Here is a 10,649-nt window from a genome sequence, read left to right on the forward strand (position 1 = left end):
CCGTGCCCTCGCCCACACAGGACAGAGGATCTTCCGCGATGAGGACAGGCATCCCCGTCTCATGGCTCAGAAGCTTGTCGAGGTTCGTCAACAGCGCCCCGCCGCCCGTCATCATGATGCCGTGATCCATGACGTCGGCAGCAAGCTCCGGCGGCGTCTTTTCAAGCGTGCCCTTGACGGCGTCAACGATCTTATAGATCGGCTCGTTCAAAGCATCACGTACCTCGCTCGCACGGATGGAGAGCGTCTTGGGCAGACCGCTGACGAGGTCGCGCCCGCGGATGTCCATTTCACGATCAACATCGGGCGTCACGATAGCAGAGCCGATCGTGATCTTGATCTCCTCCGCCGTACGCTCACCGATCATGAGATTGTACTGACGCTTGATATACTGTACGATGGAAGAATCCATCTCGTCGCCGCCGATGCGGATCGAACGGCTCGTGACGATGCCGCCGAGCGATATGACGGCGATCTCCGTCGTGCCGCCGCCGATGTCAACGACCATGCTGCCCGTCGCTTCCTCTACGGGAAGCCCTGCGCCGATCGCCGCTGCCATCGGCTCTTCAATCAAGTACGCCTCACGCGCCCCCGCCTGCTGCGCCGCATCGATGACAGCGCGTTTTTCCACCTCTGTCACGCCCGAGGGCACGCCGACGACGACGCGCGGACGCACAAAAGACTTCGTATTCATCGACTTTCGAATGAAGTACTTGAGCATCGCCTGCGTCACGTCGAAGTCAGCGATGACGCCGTCCTTCATCGGACGAATGGCGATAATATTGCCCGGCGTCCTGCCGATCATGCGCTTTGCGTCCTCACCGACGGCAAGAACTTCGCCGTTCTCACTCTTTATCGCTACGACAGACGGCTCGCGCAGTACGATGCCTCTGCCCTTCACATGCACCAATGTATTCGCGGTTCCAAGGTCGATGCCCATATCACGGGACAAGCCACCGAAAAGACTCCACATGTTGAAATAAAACTCCCTTCTCTTTGCACACACTCTGTATGTATCTGTAAAAATCTGTCAAAAAGCCTTGTCAATCATAGCTATAATGGCTGATGAAGATACGAGTTCTATTGTATCATACCTTCTTCTTTTAGGGAAATAAATTTATCATAACCTAAGACGATATGGTCAAGCACGGGGATGCCCATGACCGCCCCCGCTTCCACCATACGGCGCGTCAAGGCGATATCCTCACGGCTTGGCGTCGGATCACCCGACGGATGATTGTGCACGAGAATGACAGAAGCCGCCGCCCACGCAATCGCTGCCTGAAACACCTCGCGCGGCTGCGCGATCGAATGTGTGAGCGTGCCTACGGAAATCGTCTTGAGGCCAAGGATATGATTCTTCATGTTCAAAAGCAGCACAGCGAAGTGCTCCCTTCGCTCGAAACGAAACCGCGGCATGACATAATTTGCAGCATCGGCAGGCTCGTGTACGATCACTTGCTGCTCCGCCGCCTTGTACGCAAGACGACGCCCAAGCTCCACGGCGGCGAGGATTGTCGCCGCCTTCGCCATGCCTACCCCCTTGATCGAGGAAAGCTCTCGCACACTCATCTGCGTGACGGCAGAGAGACCGCGCTCCTTATACAGCGAGAGCACCTTCTCCGCCACATGCAGCGCCGAATCGTCCCTAACGCCCGTGCGCAGAAGAACGGCGAGCAGCTCCGTGTTGGAAAGGCTCGCCGCACCCGCCGCCAAGAGCTTCTCGCGCGGCCGTTCATCTTCGGGCAAATCACGCACCAGAAACGCCATAGAGATCGACCCCCGCTTTTTTTGCAAGTTCTGCCGTACAGTGAAGCGGCAGACCGACGACATTCGAAAAAGATCCTTCGATACGCTCGACAAAGACGGCGGCGCCCCCCTGCACCGCATAGGCGCCCGCCTTGCCCAGCGGCTCGCCCGTCGCCACATAACGCGCGATCACCGCCTCAGAAAGCGGCGCAAAAAATACATGCGTCTTGGCGACTGCGGAAAACTCCCGTCCCGCTTTCACCCAAACGACGCCGGTCAAAACCTCGTGCCTACGTCCCGAAAGCGCCGAGAGCATCGCTCGCGCCTCCGCTTCATCCGCAGGCTTTCCGAAGATGCGCCCATTGAGCGCGACGACGGTATCCGCGCCGAGGACAGGCAGTCCCGTATGCGCCGCCACGGCACGCGCCTTGATGCTTGCATTGGCGAGGACGAGTTCTTCCGCATCCTTCGCCTCACGCATTTCCTCCGCCTCACTCGCCTCCACGCGAAACGATGCGCCGATTTGCGCAAGAAGGTCACGGCGGCGCGGCGACGCCGATGCCAAGATAAACATAGGAATCGCCTCCTCAATAGCGCCGGAAAAGAACGAGTGCAACGATGACGCCGATAAGGCTCATGATATTCGGCGTGAAGGAAAAGCCGAAGTTCACGCTGACGACGAAAAGATCCATCGCCACAGGCGCTAAAACGAACGCCGGATGCGTGTCGGAAAGAAGCGGCGCGATAGAAGAAAGAGCATCCACGCCGCGCAAAGCCTCGCCCAAGAGGCCGCCAAGCACCGCGCCCGTCAAGATGAATACAGCACATATACCAAAACCGCGCCCCGAAGAAAACTTCACAAAAATCCCCCCAAAGGAAACACCGCTTGCTTCGGCGGCTTCTTGGAGAATCTCTGATAAATCCAGCCGCCCATCTTCGCACATCCATCCGGCGGCTTCCTTTTATCAGCGCTTCCCCAGACCCATCGACAGTCAAACGGCGCTGCATGATTGATTGCTCCTGTTTTTTTCTAGCCGCGCAACATAAATCCTGCTCGACTAAGGTCATTTCTTTCATGCCGTACAGACGAAAAAACCTCCCCCGCGAACGAGGGAGGCAAAAAAGTCATTACATAAGGTAGCGCAAATAGACGTAGACCGTCGATGTAAGGATCGTCAGAATCATCAGCGGGAAGCCGATTGCCATGAAGCGGACAAACGTCATGGGAACGCCTCTCTCCGCCGCCATGCCGGCGACGATGACGTTTGCAGATGCGCCGATGATCGTGCCGTTGCCGCCAAGGCAGGCGCCGAGCGCAAGGCTCCACCAGACCGGTTCAAGATTCGAAACACCCATCGAACCCATGTCCTGAATCAGCGGAATCATCGTCGCGACAAACGGAATATTGTCGAGGAACGCCGAGACGATCGCACTCATCCAGAGGACGAGCATCGAAGTTTTCGTCACGTCACCGCCCGTGAGGTTGACGCCCTGCACCGCGAGATCACGGATGACGCCCGTCTCCACGAGACCGCCGACGGCGATAAAGAGACCGATGAAGAAGAAGATCGTCGGCCACTCGACGCCGTGCATCGCGTGCTCGACAAACTCTTCCTTGCCGACCAAAAGAAGCAGCAGGAACGCGCCCGCAATCGCGATAAGCGAAGACTCAAGACCCGTGAGCGAATGGAGGAAGAACATCAAGATGACAAGCCCGAGTACGAACAGGCATTTCCTTAGAAGCGGAATATCCTTAAGCTCGTCCCATTCGTTTTCCTGCATCACGAGAGCCTTAAGCTCCGGCTTCGTCGTCAGATGCTTACGATAGAGCAGGACGAAGATCGCTGTAATGAGAATGAGGTTGATGATCGAAATGATCGCGAGGTTCTCGATGAACGCCGCGAACGTCAGCTCCTTGACGGCGCTGCCGATCATGATATTCGGCGGATCGCCGATAAGCGTCGCCGTGCCGCCGACATTCGATGCGATGACCTGCGCCAAAAGGTACGGCATGACATCGACGTGGAGTTTCGTCGTGATACTGAACGTGACCGGCACCATCAAGAGCACCGTCGTCACGTTATCAAGGAATGCCGAGCAGACAGCCGTGATCAGCGACAAGTAGATCAAGAGGTTCACAGGGTCAGCCTTTGCCCTCTTTGCCGCCCAGACGGCGATGAAATTGAACAGCCCTGTCTTGCTCGTGATGGCGACGATGATCATCATGCCGATCAAAAGCCCGAGCGTGTTGAAGTCGATGTGGTGGACGGCGGTCTCCTGCGTCATGATGCCCATGACGATCATGAGGATCGCGCCGATCATCGCAATGATCGTACGGTGAATCTTCTCTGAGACGATCACCGCATACATCGCGACGAAAATAATACCAGCTATTGTTTCCTGTTCCATAAAAACCTCCTTGCATCTTAGACTGCCAATGAGCACGACAGTCCTACACACACGCTGCCCGCCTTTCTCCGTCAAGCTGGAGAGGCAAAAGAACGGCGGACAGCCGACCGAAAAATAGACGGAGCCCTTGTTTGAACAGACTCCGCCTAAATTTCACTTATTTAACTCTTCCGTGCCTATTATAGCAGATTATCATACATTTGGGAAGAGGGGCTTCTTAATTCTTCCGCAAGCATCGGTGGAAGGATTGAGGAACCCTGTCCTCATGCCATTTCGCGTGACGTCTGAACATACGTCCTGAAAGGTCACTTTGCAAATGCACGAAACGTCTCCACATGCAGCCTCTTGCCGTCCGTCCTGCATACGACGGCGCCATTCTCATCGGTGCGGTAAATTTTTATGCCCCTTTCCTGCAGCCGCTCAACAACTTCATCTGCCGGATGTCCGAAGCTGTTGTCCCGACCGACGCTGATGACGGCGAAGCGCGGTTGGGCGGCGGCAAGGAAGTTCTCTGTCGTCGAAGTCTTCGAGCCGTGATGCGCGACCTTCAGAACAGTGCATTGAGGATTCTTCCCCTCCGCGAGCATAGCCTGCTCCTGCTCCGCGACGAGATCGCCCGTGAAGAGGAACGACGCCGCGCCATAGCTCACGCGGATGACGTTCGAGTACTCGTTGCCCGTCGCGCCATTCGCTGCGCCGCCCTCCATCTGCGGCGCGTAGAGGATCTCGACCGCCACGCCGTCGAGATCGATATGCTCGCCCGCCTCCGCAGGAGCTAAACGCTGCAGCTCAGGCGCATCGAGAGAGCAGCCGAGCACACGCGCATACTCGCTGCGCGGCTCGTGCGCCGTCAAGACCATGCCGACGGGCAGTCGACGCAGGATGCCGCCCGCACCGCCCGCATGATCTTCATGCACATGCGTGAGGATGATATAGTCGAGCCTTCGCACGCCGTAATGTGCGAGATACGGCACATCGACGCGCGAGCCGATGTCGTAGCCGCCGTCGCGCGTGCCGCCTGTATCAATCATCAATGCCCTGCCATGCGGCGTCACGACGAGCGCCGCATCTCCCTGCCCCACGTCGATGAAATGCACCGCCATCTCCTGCGGGCGCGAAAACTGCCATAAGACGACGGCAGCAGCAGCGAGCAGAAGCGCTGCAAAAAGCGCCTTGCGCCGCCCGCTGCACCATGCCAAAATAATCTTTCGGCGCTCCTCAGACTGCACAAATACGGCAAGCATAGCAAAGTAGATGCAGGCGAGCGGAACGGAAAGCGTCGGCAGATACACCTCGCCGCCGGGCATAGCTGCCAAAAGGCGCGTACACTCGTAGACAAGCCCCAAGAGCAGGCTGTCCGCGAGGAAGATCATCTTCGCCAAAAACGGCAGCACGAAGGACACGAGTCCCGCGAAAAGTCCCGCAACGATGACAAGCTCCACGACGGGCACGACGATGATGTTCGCCGCAAGCGAGGAGAGCGACAGTCGATGAAAATACCACGCGAGGAGCGGCAAAGTCGCGAGCTGCGCCCCGAGCGTGACGGCAAGACTCATCGCTGCAAAGCGCGGCAAAAAGCGCAGGCGCGAAAGCCGTTCGCAAAAAGGCGGCGCGAGGTACAAAAGCCCCGCCGTCGCCGCGAACGACAGTTGGAAACTGACGTCAAACGCCATGAGCGGCTCGAAGAAAAGCAGCCCCATGCCGACAAGAGCCAAGAGCCGCCGCGCGTCGCTCTCGCGCTCCAAGGCGAGCGCGAAGAACGCGAGCAATCCCATCGCGCCCGCACGCACAGCAGGCGGCACACAGCCCGCGAGCACACAGTACAGCACGACAACGGCGGTGACGAAAACCGCCGTCACGACGGGACGCAGGCGAAGGAGCGCACCGAGCCACGCCATGACTGCCGCCAACAGCGTAATATGCGAGCCGGACACCGAAAGGATATGCACGATGCCTGTCGCCGTGAACGCTTCGACAAGCTCGGGCTTAATGCCCTCGTAGCCGCCAAAGAGCATGGCGAAAATCGCCGCCGCATCCTCCTTGGGCATCACGCTTTCCATCGAAGCGCGGTATGACGAGCGCACCCGTTCGCTCCAACGCAGCACGGGATGCGCCGTCCCCGCTTCCCATGAAATCCCCGGCTTCTTCGCCGAAAGACGCGCGCGCACGCCCTTGACCGCCGCCGCGCGCTCCACATCAATGCGCCCGGGATTGCCGTAGCCGTAGATGCCCTTGACTTTCCCGAACGCCGTGATTTCTGCGCCGATCTCGGGCAAGTCGCCGACCTCACCGCGCATCTCCGAGATATAGAGTGCGCCCGATGCCGTCTGCACCTCGCCGCGCCGCCGCACGCGCTCTGCCTCCACCGTATAGCGCACGAGCGTTCCCTGCGCCGTCTCGCGCACCTGCGGCGCTTCGACGAGTACCCCCTCGATCGTTGCCTCCTGCCCGATCAACTGCGAAACATCATCCGCAGGCAAAGCCGCCCCCCAAGCGAATCGCCATGCACCGAAAAAGAGAAAGAGCAGCAAGAACGCCAGCCACGTCCTGCTGCTCTCGCGCACGAGAAGAAAAAGCGACAAGAAGAAGAACCCCGCCATGCCGATGGCGAGCCAACCGCTCGAAACGCACAGCCAATCCGCTCCGTAGATGCCGAGCAAAAGCGCAAGGAAAAGCCCATTGAGAAAAACAAGCTGCTGCTGCCCTGTCTTCATGATGACTCCTGTCTTTGAACTTCCCAGTAGGAATCACTGATAAACTCTGCCGCTCATTTTCACACATCAGCGCTTCCCTATATGATTCAGCCGCTCCTAATCATACACATTGACTACAATTCTTGTGATAAATCCCTTTTTCACCGTGAACGACATACTGTTCGCCGCGCTTACATTGTAGGTGTATACCGTCACCATTTCATCTACCCGCTGCCTGTAGACCTGCATTTCCTTCTCTGGGAGTTTCGGCGCCATGTTTTTCTCGATCTTCACTTCATCTGCCGTGCCGTAAACTTCGGACAGGACGGATTCGGGCATACCGACGCTAATGCCGTCCACAGTGCTCGCCGTCCCCTTCTGATTCGTTTCAATTTTGCACACCGTATATCTTCCATCGCCGCCCCAATCGATGAATTTTATGCTGACACCGTCATAAGTATACACGGGAGTAGAGCCGCTTGAGCGATACCCCGGCTGTCCCAAGACGGAAATGACTTTTCCCATGGAATCATTGCCGTGGATTCCAGCCAGCCCCGCTTGTTCGGCATAGATTGAGCAGCTTATAGGTATCGCACCGAAATTATAGCTGTATTCCACAGGTCGCCGTGCCAAGCCAATAGAAGAAACGCACACAGCGCAAAAAAGAACCGCCGCCATCTTCTTGCAAGTCTTCGTTTTCAGCATCTTTCCCGCCTCCATTCCCTCTCATCACGCGAAAACGGATCGCCGTTTCCTCACAATACAATCTTGTCCTTCATCTTCTCATACTTCGCATCGCCGATGCCCTTGACGCGCTTGATCTCCTCGGGCGATTGGAACGCGCCGTTTTCCGTGCGGTACTCGATGATGCGCTTTGCCATAGCGGGACCGATGCCCGGCAGCTTATCCAGCTCCTTTTCGTCCGCCGTGTTGATGTTCACCATGCCGTCGGGCAAAGACCTCGCCGCGCCGCTTGCTGTCGGTGCGCCCTGCGCCGCTCTGCCCTCTGCCGCCACTGGCGCTTTCTCCGGCACAGTGACCTGCACGCCGTCCTTGAGTTTCTGCGCGAGGTTCACGCCGTTCGTATCCGCCGTCGGCAGAAAGCCGCCGCAGGCATCGACCGCATCTTTCGCCCGCGCCCCCTCGGCGAGCCGCACGACGCCCGGATGATTGACCGCGCCCGCGACATAGACGACGATCTCGCTCTCCTTGACCGACATTTCCCGCACAGGCGCCGCGCCCGCATCCAGCTCGACGGCGTCATCCTGTCCGCGAGCCCCCGCATAGAAGGCGCCGCCCGCCGCGAGTGCGACGACTGCCAAAAGCACAAGCATCGACTTCTTGAACATCGGCATGGTGTTCAGCCTCCTCAGCAAAGCTGCACGGACAGATTTCTCCCCGATCGGTCAATCCTAACGGCGATATGCCACAGTATCGCACTGCCCCTTCACTTGCTCCTCAATAAACCGCTGCATATCCTCGCCTGTCACCTTCTCCGCCGACAAAGATGCCGCCGCTTCTTTCGGCATCATCTCCGCACGACTTGCCTTAGGCTGGGGATCGTTCTCTCCCCAATCCCTTATTTGCGCGGGTGCAGACGGCGTGCTCGGCGGCATATATACCTTGACCGCAGACGTCCTCTTTGGCGCGGCGGGCGAATGTTTCCGATGCACGGCCTTTACAGCAGCCCTCAAGCCGCCATCGTCCAAGCCCCGCGCGAAAAACACCTCCCCCGAGGAAAAAAGCAAGCGTCCATCCGCTGCATCATAGCGGATGGTATCGTGAAGCGCCCTCTCACGATGCTCATGAAAGAACTTCTCCACCTCCGTCACGTTCCAAGCCGTTGCCTTCGGATAGCAAAACGACGGCTTTTGCTGAAAAAATGCTGCAAACTCCTTCTGCGCCGCTTGCGGATAGAGAAAGCAAAGATCGATCTCCTCCTCGGGCAGCAGGCTGATCTCATCTCGAAACCAACTCCAATAGGCCTCCATATCCTCCATCGCATACGACGTATTCCCATGCGGCCTCATGAGGATGCAGGCAACGCCCGCACCCTCATCTTTCACCTTGTATGAAAAAATCCTTTGCTCATCCGTTTCGATGATGTATCGCTTCATAGCGTCAACGTCCTTTTCGTCCTCGTTCTTTGAATTTTACAGCAAATTCATCGTACTTCTCTCGGATTTCCTTCGCCAACCTCTTGCCTTCTTGCCATACTTCTTCGCGCAAACAAGCGGTTTTCCCTCTTTCCTGTGGCAAAGAATTTTCTCGCTCTTGCATCTTTGCGCGGACTTCCTGCATAAATACTGTGCTCTCGGGCATGTTCTTCGGCTTCTGAATCGCTCGAAAAATACCGCCATCTCGGTGCAGCGCCGCCTCTTTATCTATGCGCCCGATTTCAGCTTTGCACTTCCTGCCCTCGTCGGCAAGCGCATCGGCATGACGACGAACTTCCGAAGGCATCTCGACGTGCGCTTTTTGCACGGATTCCATCACATATTCCATCACATTTTCCACGGACGCACAGATCTCGTCGATCTCTTTCCAAGCCATACGCTCACCTGCTTATTGTGCCGTAAGGATTTCCGGATTTTCTGCGATCTGCTCCAGATGTTCTTTCGTCAGCTTGTCCTGATAGACATCCGCCAGCGCCGTATCGTCACGACTCGCCGCACGCATCATGCCCAAGCGCTCATGCAGCATATCCTCGTCCTTATTCGGATAATACTTCTTCATACTCGACAACAGCGCTTCTTCGATCTGCTTGCTTTCCTCACGCTCCAGCCTGCCTTGCAGGTAGTTGCTGAAATGGACGCTGTCATAGCCGAGCGTCTTGTAGGCTTCGGCGACAGCCTGAATCTCCGCGCCCTCCATGCGGCTGCGCCCGGTTTCGAAGAGAAACTCTTCCGGCAGCTCGATGCCGATGCGCTCTTCCAGCCCCTTCGTCAGCTCCATCGTGCCGAGCGCCATATAGCGGTCGCGGTTCTCCTTGAGCTTGGCGTAGTCGATCTCTGTATCCGGAATCTGTTTCTTGAGATACGCATAGTATTCTTCAAAGGACGGGAAGTTTTCCTGCCGCATCCAATCCTCGTGCTCTTCTGCTTCTTCAACACGATAGCCGACTTCCTCCGCCTTCTCCTCCTCTTCGATAATCCCCATCTTCTTGGCAAGATATTCGATACCCTTGATGACGACCTTGAACACCAGCTGCCCCACGATCGGGCCGATGACCGGCCCTAAAGGACCCTTCTGCAGCCCTGTCAAAAGCCCCACAAAAGCGCTCGCCTTCGATGCAAGCTGCCCTACGATGCCCACCGCGCTGCCCGAAAGCTCTGCAAGCGTTCGCCCTACACCGCCGAGCGCACTGCCGATGCCGCTCGCCACCGTGCGCAAAGCGCCGCCGACACTGCTGATGAAGCTACCAATACTGCTGAAAAACCCCATTATGTCCTTCCCCTCTCTTATGTGTACGACAACATGACCATTCTCTTTGTCACGCAAATCATTTTTGCCTGCGCATCTTTTACGATTTCCCGCATCACCTCGCGCAGAGCGGTTTCACGCTCTGCATCTTCCTCCGTATAGGTATTCCAATAGAGATACATCAAGACCATGTCCTCACCGCAGCGTTCGACTGCCTGGCGCAAACCTTGTGCAAATCGTTGGAAACGCTCCCCGTCCGCCGCCTTTTCCTCTCTGCCCGCGCTGCCGTTCTTCAAGTATTCATGATAAACCTTGAGCCATTTCGCGCCGCCTTGCAAAAGCGACAGATAGTCTGCGACGCTCCTCGCGTCGATC

Annotated in this window: 12 protein-coding genes; all 12 read right to left on the reverse strand. The window is 57.2% G+C overall.

Annotated elements, in window-relative coordinates; genetic code table 11:
• A partial coding sequence (locus ACTTKG_RS06300) for a rod shape-determining protein (RefSeq protein WP_442673387.1) occupies positions 1-973 on the reverse strand: 973 nt, incomplete at its 3' end.
• A gap of 107 nt (positions 974-1,080) precedes the next feature.
• Positions 1,081-1,770 (reverse strand): RadC family protein, encoded by a 690-nt coding sequence (gene radC / locus ACTTKG_RS06305; RefSeq protein WP_442673388.1) that lies wholly within the window; start codon positions 1,768-1,770, stop codon positions 1,081-1,083.
• Positions 1,751-2,323: a Maf family protein gene (locus ACTTKG_RS06310; protein WP_442673389.1), complete on the reverse strand. Its 573-nt coding sequence runs from the start codon at positions 2,321-2,323 to the stop codon at positions 1,751-1,753. Before ACTTKG_RS06310 ends, radC begins: the two co-directional genes overlap by 20 nt.
• Before the next feature lie 13 nt (positions 2,324-2,336).
• Positions 2,337-2,693 (reverse strand): DUF4321 domain-containing protein, encoded by a 357-nt coding sequence (locus ACTTKG_RS06315; RefSeq protein WP_442673390.1) that lies wholly within the window; start codon positions 2,691-2,693, stop codon positions 2,337-2,339.
• Positions 2,694-2,877: 184 nt separating this feature from the next.
• Positions 2,878-4,158: an SLC13 family permease gene (locus ACTTKG_RS06320; protein ID WP_442673391.1), complete on the reverse strand. Its 1,281-nt coding sequence runs from the start codon at positions 4,156-4,158 to the stop codon at positions 2,878-2,880.
• Positions 4,159-4,463: 305 nt separating this feature from the next.
• Positions 4,464-6,872, reverse strand: a complete 2,409-nt coding sequence (locus ACTTKG_RS06325; RefSeq protein ID WP_442673392.1) for a DNA internalization-related competence protein ComEC/Rec2 — start codon at positions 6,870-6,872, stop codon at positions 4,464-4,466.
• A gap of 96 nt (positions 6,873-6,968) precedes the next feature.
• Positions 6,969-7,556, reverse strand: a complete 588-nt coding sequence (locus tag ACTTKG_RS06330; protein WP_442673393.1) for a hypothetical protein — start codon at positions 7,554-7,556, stop codon at positions 6,969-6,971.
• A 50-nt stretch (positions 7,557-7,606) separates the two neighbouring features.
• Positions 7,607-8,206 (reverse strand): helix-hairpin-helix domain-containing protein, encoded by a 600-nt coding sequence (locus ACTTKG_RS06335; protein WP_442673394.1) that lies wholly within the window; start codon positions 8,204-8,206, stop codon positions 7,607-7,609.
• Positions 8,207-8,263: 57 nt separating this feature from the next.
• Positions 8,264-8,968 (reverse strand): hypothetical protein, encoded by a 705-nt coding sequence (locus ACTTKG_RS06340; protein WP_442673395.1) that lies wholly within the window; start codon positions 8,966-8,968, stop codon positions 8,264-8,266.
• 4 nt (positions 8,969-8,972) lie between these two features.
• Complete coding sequence (locus ACTTKG_RS06345) at positions 8,973-9,404, reverse strand: hypothetical protein (protein ID WP_442673396.1); 432 nt, start codon at positions 9,402-9,404, stop codon at positions 8,973-8,975.
• A gap of 12 nt (positions 9,405-9,416) precedes the next feature.
• Positions 9,417-10,295, reverse strand: a complete 879-nt coding sequence (locus ACTTKG_RS06350; RefSeq protein ID WP_442673397.1) for a hypothetical protein — start codon at positions 10,293-10,295, stop codon at positions 9,417-9,419.
• A 17-nt stretch (positions 10,296-10,312) separates the two neighbouring features.
• Positions 10,313-10,649: hypothetical protein (locus ACTTKG_RS06355; RefSeq protein WP_442673398.1), on the reverse strand; the 337-nt coding region annotated here is incomplete at its 5' end.

The organism is Selenomonas sp. (assembly GCF_052169755.1).
GTDB lineage: Bacteria > Bacillota > Negativicutes > Selenomonadales > Selenomonadaceae > Selenomonas.